At 44.8% G+C, this 19,499-nt stretch carries 17 protein-coding genes and 1 riboswitch; of the genes, 5 read left to right on the top strand and 12 right to left on the bottom strand.

Annotation, left to right across the window (positions count from 1 at the left end):
- Positions 1-66: 66 nt before the first annotated feature.
- Positions 67-1,809, bottom strand: coding sequence for a succinate dehydrogenase flavoprotein subunit (sdhA, locus tag MHB56_RS09510; protein ID WP_076127961.1), 1,743 nt, complete (start codon positions 1,807-1,809; stop codon positions 67-69).
- Between the two features lie 45 nt (positions 1,810-1,854).
- Complete coding sequence (locus tag MHB56_RS09515) at positions 1,855-2,520, bottom strand: succinate dehydrogenase cytochrome b558 subunit (RefSeq protein ID WP_036679804.1); 666 nt, start codon at positions 2,518-2,520, stop codon at positions 1,855-1,857.
- 402 nt (positions 2,521-2,922) lie between these two features.
- On the opposite strand from MHB56_RS09515, the gene MHB56_RS09520 reads away from it, so the two are divergent.
- Positions 2,923-3,825 carry a LysR family transcriptional regulator gene (locus MHB56_RS09520; RefSeq protein ID WP_036679806.1) on the top strand — a complete coding sequence of 301 codons (903 nt, stop codon included), beginning with the start codon at positions 2,923-2,925 and terminating at the stop codon, positions 3,823-3,825.
- Between the two features lie 526 nt (positions 3,826-4,351).
- Here the strand turns inward: MHB56_RS09520 and MHB56_RS09525 are convergent.
- Entirely contained in the window at positions 4,352-5,023 is a 672-nt protein-coding gene (locus MHB56_RS09525; RefSeq protein WP_036679808.1) for a potassium channel family protein, read from the bottom strand.
- A 13-nt stretch (positions 5,024-5,036) separates the two neighbouring features.
- Positions 5,037-6,395, bottom strand: coding sequence for a TrkH family potassium uptake protein (locus MHB56_RS09530; RefSeq protein ID WP_249267754.1), 1,359 nt, complete (start codon positions 6,393-6,395; stop codon positions 5,037-5,039).
- A gap of 62 nt (positions 6,396-6,457) precedes the next feature.
- Positions 6,458-6,635: riboswitch (cyclic di-AMP (ydaO/yuaA leader) on the bottom strand.
- A 320-nt stretch (positions 6,636-6,955) separates the two neighbouring features.
- On the opposite strand from MHB56_RS09530, the gene MHB56_RS09535 reads away from it, so the two are divergent.
- The gene (locus MHB56_RS09535; RefSeq protein ID WP_339169666.1) at positions 6,956-8,632 is read left to right on the top strand and encodes a CPBP family intramembrane glutamic endopeptidase; all 1,677 of its coding nucleotides are present in this window, start codon (positions 6,956-6,958) and stop codon (positions 8,630-8,632) included.
- Between the two features lie 88 nt (positions 8,633-8,720).
- On the opposite strand, the gene uvrC is transcribed toward MHB56_RS09535, so the two are convergent.
- Both uvrC and trxA read right to left on the bottom strand, forming a co-directional pair.
- On the bottom strand, positions 8,721-10,673 hold the full coding sequence (gene uvrC, locus MHB56_RS09540) for an excinuclease ABC subunit UvrC (RefSeq protein WP_282580007.1): 1,953 nt from the start codon (positions 10,671-10,673) through the stop codon (positions 8,721-8,723).
- A 121-nt stretch (positions 10,674-10,794) separates the two neighbouring features.
- Positions 10,795-11,112: a thioredoxin gene (trxA, locus tag MHB56_RS09545; RefSeq protein ID WP_036679814.1), complete on the bottom strand. Its 318-nt coding sequence runs from the start codon at positions 11,110-11,112 to the stop codon at positions 10,795-10,797.
- Between the two features lie 353 nt (positions 11,113-11,465).
- Between trxA and MHB56_RS09550 the strand changes: the two genes are divergently transcribed.
- The gene (locus tag MHB56_RS09550; RefSeq protein ID WP_094902239.1) at positions 11,466-11,624 is read left to right on the top strand and encodes a YqzM family protein; all 159 of its coding nucleotides are present in this window, start codon (positions 11,466-11,468) and stop codon (positions 11,622-11,624) included.
- Between the two features lie 424 nt (positions 11,625-12,048).
- On the opposite strand, the gene dnaI is transcribed toward MHB56_RS09550, so the two are convergent.
- The 3 genes from dnaI to MHB56_RS09565 form a co-directional block, all read right to left on the bottom strand.
- Entirely contained in the window at positions 12,049-13,005 is a 957-nt protein-coding gene (gene dnaI, locus MHB56_RS09555; protein WP_076134190.1) for a primosomal protein DnaI, read from the bottom strand.
- Between the two features lie 18 nt (positions 13,006-13,023).
- A complete protein-coding gene (locus tag MHB56_RS09560) occupies positions 13,024-14,562 on the bottom strand; it encodes a DnaD domain protein (RefSeq protein WP_076184760.1) in 1,539 nt (512 codons plus the stop codon).
- A 240-nt stretch (positions 14,563-14,802) separates the two neighbouring features.
- Positions 14,803-15,099, bottom strand: coding sequence for a YuiB family protein (locus MHB56_RS09565; RefSeq protein ID WP_036685224.1), 297 nt, complete (start codon positions 15,097-15,099; stop codon positions 14,803-14,805).
- 307 nt (positions 15,100-15,406) lie between these two features.
- On the opposite strand from MHB56_RS09565, the gene hemQ reads away from it, so the two are divergent.
- A complete protein-coding gene (hemQ, locus tag MHB56_RS09570; protein ID WP_036685226.1) occupies positions 15,407-16,165 on the top strand; it encodes a hydrogen peroxide-dependent heme synthase in 759 nt (252 codons plus the stop codon).
- A gap of 67 nt (positions 16,166-16,232) precedes the next feature.
- Here hemQ and MHB56_RS09575 read toward each other — a convergent pair whose 3' ends face one another.
- Entirely contained in the window at positions 16,233-16,511 is a 279-nt protein-coding gene (locus tag MHB56_RS09575) for a hypothetical protein (RefSeq protein ID WP_036685228.1), read from the bottom strand.
- 1 nt (position 16,512) lies between these two features.
- Complete coding sequence (locus MHB56_RS09580; RefSeq protein ID WP_036685230.1) at positions 16,513-17,706, bottom strand: NAD(P)/FAD-dependent oxidoreductase; 1,194 nt, start codon at positions 17,704-17,706, stop codon at positions 16,513-16,515.
- Positions 17,707-18,037: 331 nt separating this feature from the next.
- Between MHB56_RS09580 and MHB56_RS09585 the strand changes: the two genes are divergently transcribed.
- Entirely contained in the window at positions 18,038-19,012 is a 975-nt protein-coding gene (locus MHB56_RS09585; protein WP_076128050.1) for an NAD(P)/FAD-dependent oxidoreductase, read from the top strand.
- A 133-nt stretch (positions 19,013-19,145) separates the two neighbouring features.
- On the opposite strand, the gene MHB56_RS09590 is transcribed toward MHB56_RS09585, so the two are convergent.
- Complete coding sequence (locus MHB56_RS09590) at positions 19,146-19,289, bottom strand: sporulation histidine kinase inhibitor Sda (RefSeq protein WP_036685584.1); 144 nt, start codon at positions 19,287-19,289, stop codon at positions 19,146-19,148.
- Positions 19,290-19,499: the final 210 nt, after the last annotated feature.

Raw genomic sequence — 19,499 nt, forward strand, 5'->3', positions numbered from 1 at the left:
CTCCTAAAATTGCCTGATTTTATTTCATGAAGCTTGCCTCGCAAGCTATTCTGTTACTGGAAAGCATTAATCCTTCGAATAATCGCGTACCCGTGGAGGAATCAGCGAGACATCCACTTCGTCGTAGGAGATTTGTGGACCCTCTGCAGTCCAGGCTGCTTTTGTGGTCTTCAAGAACTCCTCATCATTACGATTCGGGAATTCCGGTTTGTAATGTGCACCACGGCTCTCATTCCGCATAAGCGCTCCAAGTGTCATCGCTTCGGACAGCTCCAGCATATTCCAGAGCTGGCGAGTGAAGGCCACACCTTGGTTATTCCAGCGCGATGCATCATTCATATTGATCTTGCGATAACGCTCCTTAAGCTCTTTGATTTTACCAATGGTCGCTTCCAGCTTCGGATTGTGCCGCACCACGGTCATATTAGCGGTCATCCATTCGCCCAGTTCCTTGTGGATCACATAAGCATTCTCTGTCCCTGACATTGCCAATAGAGACTCATATTTGTCCGTTTGCTTTTTGTGGAAGCTATCGAATACGGAAGAAGAGATATCCTGCGATGATTTCTTCAGGCCTTTAATGTATTCAACAGCCTTTGGTCCTGCGACCATACCGCCGTAAATAGCAGATACCAGAGAGTTGGCGCCTAGACGGTTCGCTCCGTGATATTGATATTCACATTCTCCGGCTGCAAAAAGACCCGGAACGTTCGTCATTTGATTGTAATCAACCCACATGCCGCCCATAGAATAGTGCACAGCCGGGAAGATCTTCATTGGTATTTTACGGGGATCATCCCCCATGAATTTTTCGTAAATTTCAATAATCCCGCCAAGCTTCACGTCCAGCTCTTTCGGATCCTTGTGAGAGAGGTCCAAATACACCATGTTCTCGCCATTAATGCCCAGCCCTTGATCCACACACACATTAAAAATTTCACGTGTAGCAATATCGCGCGGCACCAAGTTACCGTAGGACGGATATTTTTCTTCGAGGAAATACCACGGTTTCCCGTCTTTATAAGTCCAGATACGGCCGCCCTCGCCACGTGCCGATTCCGACATCAGGCGGAGCTTGTCATCTCCCGGAATAGCCGTTGGGTGAATCTGGATAAATTCTCCGTTGGCATAATGTACGCCCTGTTGGTATACCGCACTTGCGGCTGTCCCTGTATTAATTACGGAGTTCGTTGTTTTGCCAAAAATAATACCCGGCCCGCCGCTTGCCAAAATAACAGCATCCGCAGGAAAAGTCTCAATCTCCATCGTCTTAAGATTCTGGGCACTGATGCCTCGGCATACACCTTCGTCGTCGATGATAGCTGAAAGGAACTCCCAGTTCTCGCGTTTAGTTACGAGACCTTCAGCTTCCCAGCGGCGCACCTGCTCATCCAAAGCGTACAGCAACTGTTGGCCTGTAGTCGCGCCGGCAAAAGCTGTACGGTGCCGCTTCGTTCCGCCGAAACGCCGGAAGTCGAGCAGGCCTTCCGGCGTACGGTTGAACATAACGCCCATCCGGTCCATAAGGTGAATGATACCTGGCGCAGCTTCACACATCGCCTTAACCGGCGGCTGATTCGCCAAAAAGTCACCGCCATAGACGGTGTCATCAAAATGCTCCCAAGGGGAGTCGCCCTCACCTTTGGTATTTACAGCGCCATTGATGCCGCCTTGCGCACATACGGAGTGTGATCTTTTTACAGGAACTAATGAGAATAAATGGACATGCGCACCAGCTTCCGCTGCCTTGATGGTAGCCATCAGGCCGGCCAGGCCGCCGCCCACGATAATGATATCGGATGTTGCCATGATAGTTCACTCCTTTTATCGAAAATATCAGAAAGGATTCTTAAATTAAATGAAGGTCTTTATGGACTGGGCAATGGTTGCTGCAGTTTGAAATTCACTGTCACGGAAAGTAACCAGCGAAATCAGGAACATGAAAGTTACTAATACAAATATGCCAAGACAGAGGTAAGAAGATACCCGCTGTGCACGTGGACCTACGGTAATTCCCCAGCTGATCAAGAAAGACCAGAGACCGTTCGAGAAGTGGAAGCATGCAGCAACGATACCGATAATATACAGTGTCAGCAGAAGTGGCTGAGTCACGATATCATGCATCAGACCGCCTAATTCTTCATGCTCCACATTACCCACCGCCACCTGAACCCGTGTTTGGAACAAGTGCCAGACGATAAAGATGAAGGTAACAATACCTGTAATCCGTTGCAGGGTATAACGCCAGTTTCTTTCAATGTTGAAACGGTTCAAGTTCGGCTTGGATTGATACGCAATATAAAGTCCGTATACCCCATGGTACAGCAGAGGAAGCCATATACCGAACAATTCCAGGAAGAAGACGAGCGGCAGGCTGTTCAGCCATAACACGCTGTCAGTGAAACCGGAAGCGCCACCCTCTACAGCCGCAAAATTCGTCATCATGTGCTCAATGAAGAAGGCTCCAAGTGGGATAACGCCTAGCAAGGAATGAATCTTTCTGGAATAAAATCCTTTCATACAAAGTAACCCCTTTCCGATTAAAACAGCGTTTTCATTAATGGGTATTCATCGCCGGAACTACATTTGACACAGGATAACGTTGACAATCCAATGACATAATTCCTTAATTTACCGTTATCCTAGAGTTTACCGGACTTAGTTTTATTTTTCACAAAATGTGAATATCTTGTGTCACTTTTCATGTTACTCTTTTTTCGCTTATAAGGGAATTGCAATCTAATTATTAAACGTTATACAATAAACGCATAAGAATAGATTTTATATGATAATAATTCTCATTTAGCAAAACAACATTTTCCGACATAACCTGATTTTCCTTATGTAATAAGAACAGTTACTCTTACGGCTATGAATTTCATCACTACTGATCGTACATCGCATTAGGAGAGGAACTCAATTATGTTTGACGATTTAGATGTTTTTGCAGCAGTTGTGGAACATTCCAGCTTAAACCGGGCCTCACGCCAGCTCAATCTATCCCAGCCCGCCTTGTCTCGCAAAATTTCTAAACTCGAGGAACGTCTGGGGGTCGCACTGTTTAATCGTTATGGCAAACGACTGGAATTAACCGAGGTTGGGCGTCTCACTTATTCCTATGCGCTTGAACAACGGCAGCAGCGTTCGAAGTTTCTGGAAGCCCTTTCCAAATTTAAAGAGGGGGAGCCAAGGCTTGTCACCTTGGGGGCTAGTCTTACCTCCCTGCAGACCACGCTTCCGCCGCTGGTAAACGCTTATATGGACAAATATCCGACCGCAGAGCTGAAGCTGATCACAGGCCGAACGCATGAGATCGTATCCTCAGTTAGTGAGGGAAAATCAGATGTAGGTCTGATCGCTTCCTCTATTCAAGAACCCGGGTTGCGCTGCATTTCTCTATTTGAGGATCAACTGCGACTAGTCGTCTCAGAGCAGCATCCTTTAAATTTATCTTCCAAGCTAACCATGGATAATCTATCCCGGCTGCCTATGATTCTCTTCTCAAAGGGGACCTGGTACCGGCGTCTGACGGACGATCTATTCCAGCGCTGCGGGATTGATCCCGATGTGCGCATGGAGATTGACTCCTTCGAAGCCATCGTACGGCTGCTTCCGACTGTCAAAGCGGCTGCGTTGCTGCCAAAGTCTTATCTGCGTCCAGAACTGCTGAACGGCGGCGGGCTGGTGTCCTTACATATCAAGGAGCTGGAGCAAACTCAACGGACCACCTGCCTGATCTACCGTGACGATGGAAGCATGAGCACGGCGGCTCGCAGTCTGGTGCAAGTTACCGAAGAGATGTTTCTGACAGAACGTGAGCAGTAAAGCCGGACCAAATGAATCAAGGGGCGCACCTATTGATCTCCAAATGAGGCAATAAGTGAAGTACTTATAGCGTAATTAGAGAATTTCTCCCTGAAGTTCAGAGATTTCTGTTCAGCAGACTTATAATTAGGGAAAACTTCCCTAATTTTCGGCCGATTCAGTAACTAACTAATAAAGGAATCCCTCTGTTTATTAGGGAGGAATTCCCTGATGTCGTTCATTTAGAGCGAATAGCGGCTATTTTTAGGGAGGTTTTCCTAATTAGTTCACATCCACTCTGTACATCGTACAAACAAAGAACGCATATCGCCCATAATGCACCGTCACAGATACCACAAATCATCTACTACAGCCGTACGAATATCACACCTAGCAACTCGCCTACCCCCAAAGCAATATCTTAGAACACTACGCATGGTCTATAGTCATATGGCATATTAAAATCCAATACGTTTCCTACTCTTTACTCCATAAAAAAGAAGCTGCCCCTAAGTAGAATTCACTACTTTTGAGTCAGCTTCTTTTTCTATGATTCTTGGTTCACAACTTCACTCTCAAAACGGTCAATACTTTCATTAGGACCAATGAGTACCATAACATCGCCTTCACTCAAATAATCATGGGCAGTTGGAGCGACGATTATTCCGCTTTCCCTATTTAGGGCAACAATACTGCAGCCATATTTAGCTCTTGTATTTAAATCAGACAAGCTTCTGCCGTTCATGCAGGAAGGTACGGTCAGCTCGACAATTTTATAATCCTTGGACAGTTCAATATAATCCAGCAAATTGGGCGTCACCAGCTGATGTGCCACACGAATCCCCATATCCCGCTCCGGAAAAATAACCCGATCAACCCCCAGCCGCGACAGTGCGCGGCCATGAAGGATAGAGATTGCCTTAGCCACCACTTGCTTGACTCCAATCTCCTTCAACAAAATGGCCGCCAGAATGCTTCTCTCCATATTGTCACCAATCGCAACAATCCCACAATCAAAGTTCCGTACACCAAGCGAGCGCATAATTCCCTCATCTGTAGCATCTGCTACTACCGTATGCGTCAGCTGATCGCTCATTTCCTCCACGCGTTCTTCATGGTGGTCAATGCCGAGCACCTCGTAGCCCATTTCCATCAGCTCAAGCGCCAGGCTTGAACCGAAGCGACCTAAGCCGATTACTACAAATTGCTGTGCTTTCATTTCTAATTAACTCCTATCCAATAATTATTTTACCTTCCGGATACTTATACAGTGGTTTACCCTGTTTGGGACCGAGTGCATACGCTAAGGTTAGTGGACCTAGCCGACCTGCAAACATCGTCAGACAGAGTAGAATCTTACCGATCGCTGACAGTTCCGGAGTTAGCCCCATAGTCAGTCCTACCGTAGCAAAGGCGGAGGTCGTCTCAAACAAGATTGCCAAGAAATTACTGTCTTCAGTTGTGGAGAGTATCATCGACACAGAGGCGATTAACAACAAAGCCAGCAGCGTGATCGTTAATGCCTTGTAGATGCGCTCTTGAGCCAGCCGATAACGGAACAACACAACATCTTCCCGTCCACGCAGCATAGCAATTACAGCACCAATCATCATTGTAAAGGTTGTTGTCTTGATCCCGCCGCCCGTTGAGCCCGGAGAAGCACCAATAAACATAAGAATCACTATAAAAAATTGTGTAGCCTGCCGAAGTCCAGCAATATCTACTGTGTTCGCGCCAGCCGTACGGGGAGACACGGATTGAAAGAAGGCCGATAATATTTTACCGCCGAAATTCAGTGAACCCAGGGTACGAGTGTTAGTAAACTCAAATATAAAAATAACCAAAGCTCCGATCAGAATCAGCCCTGTGCTGGTGGACAGGACAACTTTACTATGTAGAGACAGCCTGCGGGTTACCCGAAACTCCACCAGATCTGACATTACAATAAAACCAATCCCGCCGGAGACAATCAGAAACATCACAATAATATTCACAAGCGGATCATATACATAATCAGTTAAACTGCGAAAATCCCCAAAAATATCGAACCCCGCATTATTAAACATAGACACCGCATGAAATATGCCATAATAAATCGCTTTTCCCAACGGCATATCAAAAGCCCAGCGAATAGACAGCAGCACAGCGGCACAGCCTTCTATGACAAGAGAATATATGAGGACTCTCCGGATCAGTCGCACAATTCCTTCCATAGAGCCTTGATTCATGGCTTCCTGTAGGATTAGCCTGTCCCGCAAAGATATTTTACGCTTTAACACCAGTGAAAATAGAGTGGCCATGGTCATAAAACCTAAGCCGCCGATCTGGATCAGGATCATAATTACGGTTTTCCCAAAAATGGTGAACGAAGTTCCGGTATCCAGCACAACAAGCCCTGTAACACAGGTTGCCGACGTTGAAGTAAATAATGCATCAATAAATTCCACGGAATTCCCGCTTGTGCTTGAGATGGGCAGCATAAGCAGCAAGGCCCCTATCAGAATGATCGATGCAAAACCAAGCACCAGTATCTGCGGCGGCGAGAGCTTCAGAAACTTAAATTCAGAAATCCTGCGAAACTGTGAAGCCACTTTGCTCACCTTCTTATCAAAAATTCCAACAAAAAAAGCACTGGAAAACCAATGCTGACTTGGTTCCTGCAGTAAATTAGCCTACGAGGTTAGCTGTCGGATTCGGACTGTGCAGGCTGCCCTATTCGTTCCCAGAACGAAATTCACCCCTGATGAAAGTGCCATTTATCGTGTACACTCCACTTTTCATCACTTCTTATGGTTCCCCCGTTTTCACCAGAAATTCGGCTACTATACAATTGCATACAAATTATATACGTTATTTAGTGAATTCACAAAGACACAATTAATGCTCATTCACATGAAAAAATGCGGTTTAAAGAGACTGCATCAAAAGGAGTGCCTTTTCTCATCACTTTTCCGTGTTTTCCCTGCAATTACACCGATTCTCATCATTCGTGCAGAAATGAACACGATAAAATTCATGGTATAAATTCACATGACTATTCTATACTATCTCTATTACCCATAAAAAGAACATATAATGTTTTTTGTAACCAACCAGGCACTAATACTATAATGGAACATAACATTGTCAGTACATAACAAGGAGGCGTTACATGAATCCCGTCGGCCAGCCCTTACAGCAACGTGCCCTCTCCAAGAGGCTCATCATCTCGGGCATTATCGGTCTTATTCTATTTATTATGTTTCAGATTTCCCCTTCACTGCTTAGTAGCCCTACAGGTGAAGATACCACCGTCATTAGCAAGGCAGAAGCCCGTGATCAAGCCATATTATTCGCAGAACAAAAGCTCAACTACACCGAAGCACCAAACGATCAATGGAATGTACTTTACCAGACGGACTCTTCCTTTTATGGTTATATGTCTCGCGAGAAGCTTGTGGAGGACTACACCAAGAAAAAATTGGATCAAAAATATCCTTTTGATGTCTTTCGTGCAACGCTTACTCCTTCAGCGGAGCAAGAGCCGCAAATCATCGTTGACCTCAATATGTATAACGGTAAGATTGTCGCTTTCTCAAAGGCTGCAAAAGTTACCTCCGAAGAGGGGTCAGGCATCGCTTCCGTTGGTGCAAAAGAGGACAAGGGAGCTGACCTCACTCTAGCGCAGAAGGAGAATCTTGCTCGTCCTTGGCTTCAGGAATGGGAAGTAAATCCTGCCAAGCTACAAATTGAATCGAATACAGGAAGCCATGGGCTAGTGTATACGGATAGTACTGTTCAGGTCGGCGAATCCTTATTGCACTATTATTTTGATTTCAGTGGAGAGCAGGTATCCAGCTTTAATGCCGGATTCACTGCACCAGCTTGGCATACCTCCTACGTACAAGGACAGACCTCTTTAGCGGAAAAGCTAACATTATTCGGTTACGGTATACCCACACTGATTTTAGGAATTCTGGCACTCGTCTACAGTATTCTTAGAAGAGAGCATACTTCCTTTAAACGTGGAGTATTCCTAAGCTCAGCCTATTTTGTAATCATGATGATCAGCACCTATAATATGCTGCCTGAATCTACGGGTGAAGGGCTAGAAGCACAGATTACCTCTGTCATTATGTTTATCATTTATGCTTTGTACAGCCTGCTGATGTCCTCCTTGCTCTACTTCTCTTTAGTGGGCGGCAATGGCTTATGGCGAAAAGAGGAAGGCATGAACCCTTGGCCCCGCGCCAAAGAGCCCGGCTATGGACAATATGTGTTGGACAGTATCCGGGCTGGTTACATCTGGGCTTTCGTTCTGCTAGGGGTGCAGACGGTTATGTTCATCATATTATCGTTTACCTTGCACAATTGGTCTACTACAGACGCCACCCAATCTCCTTATAACATGAGATATGCTTGGCTTCTGCCTATCGTCGCATGGCTCGCTGGTTTATCTGAGGAAGCCATTTATCGCTTTTTCGGAATTCCTATGCTGAAAAAGGTGTTCCGGAACACTTTTATCGCTTGCTTGATCACCACGCTGGTTTGGGCGTTTGGCCATACGTTATATCCGATCTATCCCATCAGCTCCCGTCCCATTGAGCTGACTGTAATCGGGCTGCTGTTCAGCTATATTTTCCTTCGTTACGGGTTTATTGCTGTCATGTTCAGCCATGTCGTGTTTGACAGCATCCTGATGGGCGCTACGCTGATCTTTATGAAGGAGAGCGTAAATGTAGGCGCGGGTATCTTCGCGATTATTATGCCGTTCATAGTCGCTTACATCGTCTATCGATTTAATCCACCACAGAAGCCTAAGCCGGTGGAGCCTTCTTCTTTGATTTAAACTAATGTGAAGACGTAATGAAATTAAAAAAGGGCATCAAAGCCGCTTTAGTCGCTGCTTTGATACCCTTTTTCTTTTGTCACCATTGCTATGAGGTTGGCTCTTCATCCTTGAGCGCATCAAGAATTTGTTTTGCCAGCTTTTCTCCAATAGAAAGTGTACGGAAATCATCCACGGAGGCTTCTTTAATTTTCTTAAGCGACCCGAAATGCTTTAGCAGCGCTTTACGGCGCTTCTCACCTATACCAGGTATAGAGTCCAGCTTGGAGGTAACCATGGACTTCCCGCGCTGTTCACGGTGGAAGGTAATCGCGAACCTATGGACCTCATCCTGAATCCGCTGCAAAAGGTAAAATTCCTGACTGTCCCGGGCTAGCGCGACAGGCTCTGGCGGATCTCCAACCAAAAGCTGAGCCGTCTTATGCTTATCATCCTTAACAAGGCCGCAGACCGGAATGAATAATCCCAGCTCATTCTCCAGAATATCAATAGCAGAGGAGATTTGCCCTTTCCCTCCATCGACCACGATAAGATCTGGTATCGGAAGATTCTCCTTCAATACCCGCTCATATCGCCGCCGAATGACCTCGCGCATCGTTCCATAATCATCCGCACCCACTACCGTACGAACCTTATATTTACGGTACTCTTTTCGTGCAGGCTTACCATCAATGAAGACAACCATCGCTGAGACCGGATTAGTCCCCTGAATGTTCGAGTTATCGAACGCCTCAATACGGCTCAAGCGTTCAAGCCCCAAGCTCTCGCCTAAGCTGATCGCTGCTCCAGAGGTCCGCTCTTCATCTCGTTCAATCAGCCGGAATTTCTCGTCGATAGCCACTCTTGCATTTTGGCAAGCCATGCCAACCATCTGCTTCTTAAGACCGCGTTGTGGCACAAGCACCTTAATGCCCAGCCACTCCTGCAGAATGGAGGCGCCGCCAGCGGCATCCACGATCCCAGCTGCCGCAGCTTCCTCCGCCGCCGTCGCACGTGCCTCAGCCTCTTCAGCCGATTCAGGAGTATCTTCACCCTGTTGTAAATCCGCTTCTGCTGGAGCAGCTATGGCGATCTCGGGTTTAGTCTCTTTATTAGCCAGAGACTCCTCATCGAGCACATCCGGCAGCAGGATCTCCTGCGGCAAAGCGGGATTATCACTATAATACTGCGTCACATAAGACATAAAGTCACTGTAGGCTTCACCATAGAACGGGAACACGGAGGAATGGCGCTGAATCATCTTCCCTTGTCTCATGTACAGAATCTGTACACACATCCATCCCTTGTCTACAGCATAACCAAATACATCCCGGTCCTTAGTATCTGTAGTGTTGATCTTCTGCTTCTCCATCAATGCATCGATATGGATAATCTGATCCCGCAGTTCCTTCGCCCGCTCAAAATATAATTCCTCAGCAGCTTCCTGCATTTTTTGCTGTAAATCCTTTTTAACCGCCTCATGACCTCCGCCTAGAAAAGCAGCGATGTCCTGCGTAATCTGCTCATACTCGGATTTCTGAACCTCCTTCTCACACGGTGCCAAACACTGGCCCATGTGATAGTAAAGACAGACCTCCTTTGGCATCACGCCGCATTTACGAAGCGGGTACATACGATCTAGGAGCTTTTTTGTCTGCTGAGCAGCATAAGCATTAGGATAAGGGCCAAAATATTTTGCTTTATCTTTAATCACCCGGCGTGTAACCTCAAGGCGCGGGTGAGTTTCATTCGTTATTTTTATATAAGGAAACGTCTTGTCGTCTTTCAAAAGCACATTATAACGCGGCATATGTTTCTTAATCAGATTACACTCTAGAATGAGCGCTTCCATGTTACTGGACGTAACGATGTATTCGAAATCAGCAATATTAGCGACAAGCCGCTGCGTTTTACCATTATGACTGCCTGTAAAATAAGAGCGTACCCGATTCTTAAGTACCTTCGCTTTGCCCACATAAATAATAGTGCCTTCCTGATTCTTCATCAGATAGCAGCCAGGCAGATCGGGTAGTAGTGCCAGTTTATTGCGGATATTGTCCAAAATGATCCCCTCCAGCTAAATTGGACCCATGATTAGTTGGCATTCAGCACACAAAACGCCTCCGGAATGAACCGAAGGCGCTGAGTGGCAGGGCCGAGGCCCGAACAGTAGCATCTATCAATTATTGATGTTTTGCTACGATATTTTTCAGGGATTCTTTGGAGTTCAGTCCCACAACTTTATCTACCGGTTGACCATCTTTGAAGAAGATCAGAGTTGGGATACTCATAACACCAAAACGGGAAGCCGTTTCCGGATTCTCATCCACATTCAATTTTGCAATTTTCACGTCGTCTCCGAGCTCTGTGGACAATTCATCCAAGATTGGAGCGAGCATTTTACAAGGACCACACCAAGGAGCCCAGAAGTCTACTACTACAGTACCTTGACCTTCCACTTCGTTACTGAAGGATTGGTCAGACACGTTCACGATAGCCATGATATTGTTCCTCCTTTAAGTTTTGCGAAGCATTACGCACATCTTAAGCCAAAGCTTAGTTCATGGAAGCTGCTCCGAAATATGAGTTAATAAATTGTTTCATGTAATATGATAACCAAATTACCACTTACCGACACATTACAAGTATAACATATCTTTATGGGATATGTGAAATATCACTCGCAATTATATTGCCTTCAATGTATTTTTTTTGCGTACTCTTTTCTTTACAACCTCCCCAGCATTTCGGTATACTTAAAGAAAGCGCATTAATTGTCAATGACTTATTTCATAAACTAATGTCAATTTGCATCTAATAATACAGGGCTTGTCCCTGTAAGGAGGCAGAAACTATGGATGTTAACGCGCAAGTACGGGACCCACGAGAACATATCAACGAAGAACCCCGCAATGATCTTGGGGATTTAATGACCGGATTTTTCGGAATGACCACGTTTATGACGGTTGTCTTTTTCGGAATGGTCATCCTTAAGTTTATTCTCTCGGAGTAAAGGAATCATCGCACAATAAAAAGAAGCTGTCTCAAAAGTAGTGAATGCTACTTATGGGGCGGCTTCTTTTTTTGAGAATAATGAGGGAAAACCTCCCTGATTATAGCCGATATTTGCTATAAATGATCGGAATCAGGGAATTCCTCCCTAATAATCGGGAGAATATCTGTTTTCGCTGACGAATCAGTTCATTTTTAGGGAGACTTTCCCTAATTATCGATCAGATTCAGTATGCCCGCCAGATGCTGCAACCCGAAAGTGTGTTTGAACAAGTGAAAAACAATCAGGACTTAAGGCGATCCTGCTTCGTAGCAGGGAGAAAGCGGCGTTTGAGTTCGAATAACTAAAAAAACGAAGAGCAGCGATCCTCCAATAAAAGGGGAACCACTGCTCTTTTGAATTTTACATTATGAATATTCCAGGCTTATCTATTGGCCCCTCGTTGATTTTCCCCATGCAGTGGAAGAACATCCACAAAAGGAGCAATGCGATCCATTAGTCGTTGGCCTTTATAGACCTCTTCACCATCTTTGCTCGTAAAGCTAAGATGTTTCTCCAAGCCATCCAACGGATAATTCGAGGTGTAGAAGGTTGGTTTGCGGTTCATCCGATAATTCAAGATCGCCCCAAGTACATGATCACGAGCCCAAGGATTCAAATTTTCCGCACCAATGTCATCAAAAATAAGTAAATCGCAGTTTTTCATCGTATCAACAGTTTCCTTCATCTTCTGGCCATCCATCATGATCGATTTCAAGTCCTCTATAAAGTCTGGCATGTATACGATCACTCCGGTATATCCAGCAACAGCAAGCTCATGCAGTAAATAACACATCAAAAAAGTTTTGCCTGTTCCGAAAGAGCCATGTAAATAAATGCCGCGTGAAGTCAGGCCTTCCTCTTTAACATTCGTGATATAATCAAATATTTTATTCACAGCCGAGACCCGGCGCGGGTCTTTGCCCATAATATCTATCTCATCATAACCGCCGTTAAGTACACGCTCGTCCACATAAAAGCTACGAATACGTTTGCGGATGTTATCCTGATTATCTTGTGCCACTTTAAGCCGGCATGCCGTCTTGCGTTCATATAGATCCACTGAACCATTCACAGTTTCTACCGTTAGTTTACTATAATGGCCAGGAAAATCATTTGGACACTTCTCTAGTCCTGGGCAGTTCGCACAGTTTCGGCTTTCCTCTACATATTGATACAGGCGACTCATATGAAGCCGCAGTCGTGATTCGTCCAGTTCAGGATGTTCGGACTGTAATGCCTTCACAAGTGGATGATTGAATAACCCCTGTTCAAGATCGCGTTGACGCTGCCGTAGAGTTGGATTGTTGATCGAACGAAGTACATCGCCCATAGACTCCATTGTTCCACCTCTCTTTCATTAAGGCGTTTGCGATACGCCTTTTTTCTTACTGGCCTTAATTTCTGCCGCTTTCTTCATCATCGCCGCGAATTCCTCTTCCGATACTGTTCCGGCACTTCCATCATCCAGCACAATCGGAATTTCCGGTTTATTGGAGCGGCCTGTATTTTTGGCATAAGAACGTGATCGTGTTCCTCCAGCCGTATTAGCCGTTGTCCCCTTGCCCTTCACTTTGGACTGATCTCTAATATATCTTACAGCCTTCTCGTAGGTGTTCACTTGTTTAACCAGCATATTGGAGGCGATAGCCTCTACAAAATTGCGGTTCATCCGCTGTTCTCCACCCGAGGCTACCATAGTCATTAAATAATGAATGAGTACATTAATTACTTCACCGCTCAGCTTATAGTTCAGATCTATTTTCTCGAACATATCCATCAGATGGCTGGGTACTGCACCCGGGAAAAAGGTTTGTAGCAGTCTTGTATAAGGTTCGTTTCGCAGCATCATATTATATTGGTGAATGTCACACTTGGACAAAAATTGTGGCGGTACTTCTACATAAAACTCCATCTCTACTGATTGCTCTGGTGGTGCTATAGAATCATCATTCTCTTCGGTCGCACTGGACCGGATAGAAACAACTTTCGCAGCTGCAATTTCACGTTTTTCCTGTCGTTTCATATCTTGCCTGAAATGTTGGCTCGCTTTATATTGCAACGCATCCAGCATGACCTCGCCCTCCGGTGAGAACACTCCATCCTCATCCAGCAAACGACATAAATCCTGCGGACTCAGTTCGTATTTATGAGCAACATAGTTAATTACACCCATTTGAGTATGGTCAAAGCGCAGTTTTTCTACATGAGCCCGATTCACAGATTCCCGTGGAAAACGCAAAATAATGTCACTATATCCGATTGCCTGCTCTCCGGATTCAAGCGTGCCGGGCTGTCGAACAGAGGCTACCTCTGCCAAAGCTTGCTCCAGCTCATAATCAATGACATGTGTATTAAGTTGAAAAATATCATAAAAAGGCACGGAAATATTCTCTTTGCCTATAGATCTGCGACTCCACTCTTCCGGTTCGCGATTCCAGAACTGTTCCCGTAAGGACAGCACAGCAAATTTGCCAATCTTATCACGTAACAGCAAGGTTAAATGCTGAGTGGCAAAAAAGTCGGCTGGCGATAGCGGCGGCATTAGCTCATATTCATATAAATAATCATCTGTTTCCGGCACATAGATTCGACAGGTCTGCAACAGACCCACTGCTTCTAACCGGGAAGCCTGATCAATTAAATATTTGCGGCCTTTCTCATTGGGTTCAACACCCAAAGTCATAAATAGCCTGCGCTGTTGCTCCACTCCAGAATAGCCAATGCTATCTGCTGGCACATGTTCAACCAGCAAGCGATAGAAACTGATTGCAAAGGCTCCTACCATAGGTTGATATACAGAGCTAAGCATACGTCCATCTATAACACTAAGACCAAATTCGCGGGAAACGCAGTACCGATGATGTTCGGTGAAATGATGTAAGTTACTCATCCGCATCTACGGATACCCCCTTGTTTACACGAATTCATACAGGATTCTATTCTATCACAAATTAACATAGCGAAAATGTAAATAAAATCCCAATTTCGACTCTTTTCGCAATATAATCAACTTCTTCTTACGAATATCTACCTCTATTAAACAAGAAGAAACGGCTTCGCCGTCCTCTAAAGAGGAAGGTATCCCGTTTCTCGCAGAAATATAAGACTGATTCATAACATAGGCTCTTTCGAATCTTTAAAACATCTTGTAACCGCCAAAGCGCAGCTTTTGAATGGTCCATCCACTAAGTATAGCACCTGCAAGACCAGCGACACCTGTAAGATAATCAACAAAGTGGAAACTGGAGAGATGCTCCCAGAGCGACATCGCGTTTCTATCCCAAATAGAATAGATTACGACGGGTAGAATAATAAGTACGAATAGATAAGCGGGAAACCAGGTTGTCTTCATTAACATGTTAAGAATAAAGCCGATACCAAACATCATCACAAAGAATAAAACGGCTAGGATAAACACTGGAATAAATCCCATCTTACCGTCTCCACCCCTTTCTATAAAGAAGCGCACATCTTTTACAAGCTAGTAGTAAGTTTACTAGAAAAAATGTCACGAAGCAATGAACTTTATTCAAATTCACGCACTAATTCGCACACTTAGAGGATGCCTCCGTTTGCTCTTGGCGGCTTGATTGCGATACAATGCAAGTAGATTAATCAGATCATACATAGCCTATGAAGCAGATGCTTCGTAAGACTAAGTTTATGCTTCAATTGCGAGTTTTACGCGATGTTATTTTGGGCGAGGCTTATGCTTCGTAAAACTTTTAAGGAGTGAGATCATGATCGAAGCCGCTTTGACACTGGAAGGCTGGTATGCACTGCATGACTTCCGCTCTCTGAACTGGACCGCTTGGACGGCAGCAGATGATGAAGAACGTGCCGTTGCCCTGGAAGAACTACATGCTTTTATGCAGGAATGGAGCCCTGTTGAGGAAGCTAAAGAAGGCAGCACCGCAGTATACTCCATAGTGGGCCAAAAGGCTGATTTTGTAATGATGTTTTTGCGCGAAAGCCTAGAAGCTTTGAACCAGCTTGAGACCGCCTTTAACAAAATCGCTTTTGCTCAATATACAACCAAAGCTTATTCATATGTAAGTATTGTTGAATTAAGCAACTACGCTGCTGGCGGCAGTGGCAGCGACGGCAGCGACCCTATGCAGAATCCGCATGTTGCCGCACGTTTAAAGCCTATTTTACCGCAAGCGAAACACATCTGTTTCTATCCTATGAACAAAAAACGCGAGCTTGCCGATAACTGGTACATGCTTGATATGGACAAACGCCGGGAGCTCATGGCTTCACACGGGTTAATTGGACGTTCATATGCAGGTAAAGTGAAGCAAATTATTACCGGCTCCGTCGGTTTTGATGACTGGGAATGGGGCGTGACTCTGTTCGCTGAAGATGCACTGCAATTCAAAAAGCTGGTATACGAAATGCGTTTTGACGAAGTAAGTGCTCGCTACGGCGAATTCGGACCTTTTTATGTCGGCAATCTGCTGACAGAAGAATCTTTTGAAGAAATGCTCAAGCTGTAACAACAAAAAAAGGGTGTGTCTCCAGTTCGCATGGAGACACACCCTTTTTAACTGCCATATTATTAGATTAAGACACCGAAGTTCCTGAATCCTCATCTTCGTTATCCTCATCATCTTCACGTAAACTTTCCAGATATTCAGCCGTGGCCCGATCCCGAGCGCGCCCTTTATCCTTCAGGCGTTCGATACCAGGGAGAATGAGCAGATCAATTTCCTTCTGAACGATATAAGCCAGATCATACTGGTTCTGATCCTCCAGATAAGATCCAACCTCTATCAGTCCGTTATAACGGTCCAATTCTTCCCGAGTCAGCAGTCCGCGTACCTGTACGCTGCAATGGCGCATCTTATAAGAATCTTCCTTTTTTCAGAACCAGCGGAATTCCGCCGATAATGAACAAGTAGCGCATATCTACAACTTTTTTCAACTGAGCTGCAGTCCAGCCCTTGTAAGTTTTGCTGCCTACTACAGCGATTCCTTGGCCTTTGCCTAGGGAAGCTACGGTTCCTTTATTGCTGAATGCGAATTTCTTCGGCTGTTGATTGCGGATTGCCGCCACCAAATTATGCGCACAGCATTCACCCTGCTGCATAGCAATTTGAGCGGTTGGCGGGTAAGGGCGTCCTTCCGGATTAATCATAAGGGAGCCATCACCAATAATGAAGATATTCTCTTGGCCCGGTGCACGTAGATATTCATCTACCTTCACGCGCCCACGCATAGCTTCAAATCCGGCAGCCTCAATAAGACGATTGCCACGGATTCCGCCTGTCCAAATAATTGTGGAGGCTTTGATTTCTTCGCCTGATGCCAGAATTACCCCGTTTGGCAGACACTCCTTGATCGCAACACCCATCTTGAAGGTAACTCCCTTTTTGGTGAGCAAGTCCATCGCATACTCAACAAGCTCAGGAGCAAAACCAGGCAGTGCTGTCGGAGCAGCCTCTACGTTATATATATTAACCATACTTGGATCAACGTCATATTCTTTACACAGTCCAGGGATACGGTCAGCTAATTCAGCTACAAATTCGATACCGCTAAAGCCGGCACCACCGACAACAAAATTAATATGCTCCTGAGCATTGTTCTCGTTCTTGTACTTAGCGAATTGATATTCAATATGCTCGCGAATTAAACGAACGGAATTGATGCTCCGGATTGTCAGTGCGTATTTATCAAGTCCAGGAATACCAAATGTTTCAGGCTCTCCACCTAAAGCAATGACAAGATAATCGTACGATAGGGTACCATCCTCCAAAATAATCTTTTTCTGCTGAGTACGAATTTCCTGAACAGATGACTTCACGAGGTCAATCTTGAATTCATCGATTAGTTTCGAAATGGACACCCGAGTGTGTTCAATACTGTCCGTACCCGCCGCAGGCATATGTAGATGGGTAGTAAAATAGTGGTACTCGTGACGGTTTACAAGCGTGACATCCGCTTCATTATAATTCAAAGCCTTCTGCAAGCGCTGTGCGGTCAAAATACCCCCATAGCCCGCGCCTAAGATAACGATTTTGGGAATACTACTCATGTTCCGGCTCCTTCCAAGAGGTAAATCTGTCTTTGTATTTTTTATTGAAACAATGTACGGTCCTTTTTGTGAATTTATACACTTATATTTAGAAGAAATTCCAATCAAACTTGAAGCATTTCTAAATTGACCATATCCATTGTAAACCTTAGTGTAGCATTAATCAAACATTAAAATACTAAAAAACGTCACACTTTTATTGACTTCTAAAGTCTTTCTTTGCAGGTATGTGTCACAATGATTATAATAAGTAGGTACACAAGTATGGCAAAATGAATATATCAACTCGGAGGTGTAATATCCCGTGACCCAAGAGCAATCCAGCGTTCCTATGAGCGACCTTTTAATCATAGGTGGCGGGCCAGCTGGCATGTTTGCCGCATTTTACGGCGGAATGCGTCAGGCATCAGTAACCCTTATTGAAAGTATGCCCCAATTGGGGGGACAACTTGCTGCACTTTATCCAGAAAAATACATTTATGATGTGGCAGGTTTTCCAAAAGTAACAGCACAAGAATTGGTCGACAACCTGTCTCGGCAAATGGATATGTTCCAATCCAATATCCGGCTGGAGGAGAAAGTGATTTCTGTTCAAAAACGGGACGAACGTCATTTTGTGGTTACAACCGATGTAGCCGAATACCACAGTAAGGCGATCATCATTACAGCTGGTGTAGGTGCATTTGAACCTCGTCGTTTGGAATTACCCAACGCTGGACGTTTTGAAAAAGCAAACCTCCATTATTTTGTAAATGATCTAAATGCCTTTAAAGATAAAAAAGTTCTGATCAGCGGTGGCGGTGACTCTGCAGTTGACTGGGCGCTCATGCTGGAACCCATCGCTGAACAGGTAACCCTGATTCACCGCCGGGATAAATTCCGTGCGCATGAACATAGCGTTGAGAACCTGATGGCTTCCAAGGTTAACGTAGTTACTCCTACTGAAATTACAGAGCTGCATGGTGATGAGTTCATTACCAAGGTTACATTGTCAAATATCAAGACCAAAGAAACTCAAGAAATTGAAGTGGACAGCGTTATTGTGAACTTCGGATTCATCTCTTCCCTAGGTCCTATTGCCGAATGGGGTATTGATATTGAGGGGAACTCCATTGTTGTTGACTCGCGTATGGAAACAAGCATTCCAGGCATATTTGCTGCCGGCGATATCACAACTTACCCTGGTAAGCTGAAGCTGATTGCTGTAGGATTTGGCGAAGCTCCAACGGCTGTGAATAATGCTAAGGTGTACATTGATCCAGAAGCGAAGCTATCACCGGGTCACAGCAGTAATATGAAACTCTAAATCTATTAACACAATAAAAAAGGGTATTCTTACAGGCCTGTTGATAACAGCCTGTGAGGATACCCTTTTATGTTTGTTTGTGCCTCGCGGTTTTATATATGTAGCCTGCTACAAAGTTATCCTTTGCGCTTTTTTAATGAAGAACCGCATGTACTGGAGAGTGTAAGTTTCGTTTGCGAATTTCAACGAGTAGAAGAGCGATGAAATCATGCTCTAGTTGCAGCTCTATTGCTCTATGGTAAGAGTCAAGCAGCATCTCATCCGACAATTCAACCATAAACTTCATCTACCTTTCCTTTATTTGGATCTGAATCTATCATATCAAACTATCATTTTTCGAACAAGCGTTCGCGTTATCCACAAGTACATGTGGAAATCCTGTGTATAAAATGTGTGTAAGCGTTATAAAGGTACTAGCTACACAGTGGACTATGGGGATAATAGTTATACACAGGATTGAACCACTTGTATAAAGCAAAAAATATAT

The sequence above is a fragment of the Paenibacillus sp. FSL H8-0315 genome, assembly GCF_038005365.1.
Taxonomy (GTDB): Bacteria; Bacillota; Bacilli; order Paenibacillales; family Paenibacillaceae; genus Paenibacillus_AQ; species Paenibacillus_AQ odorifer.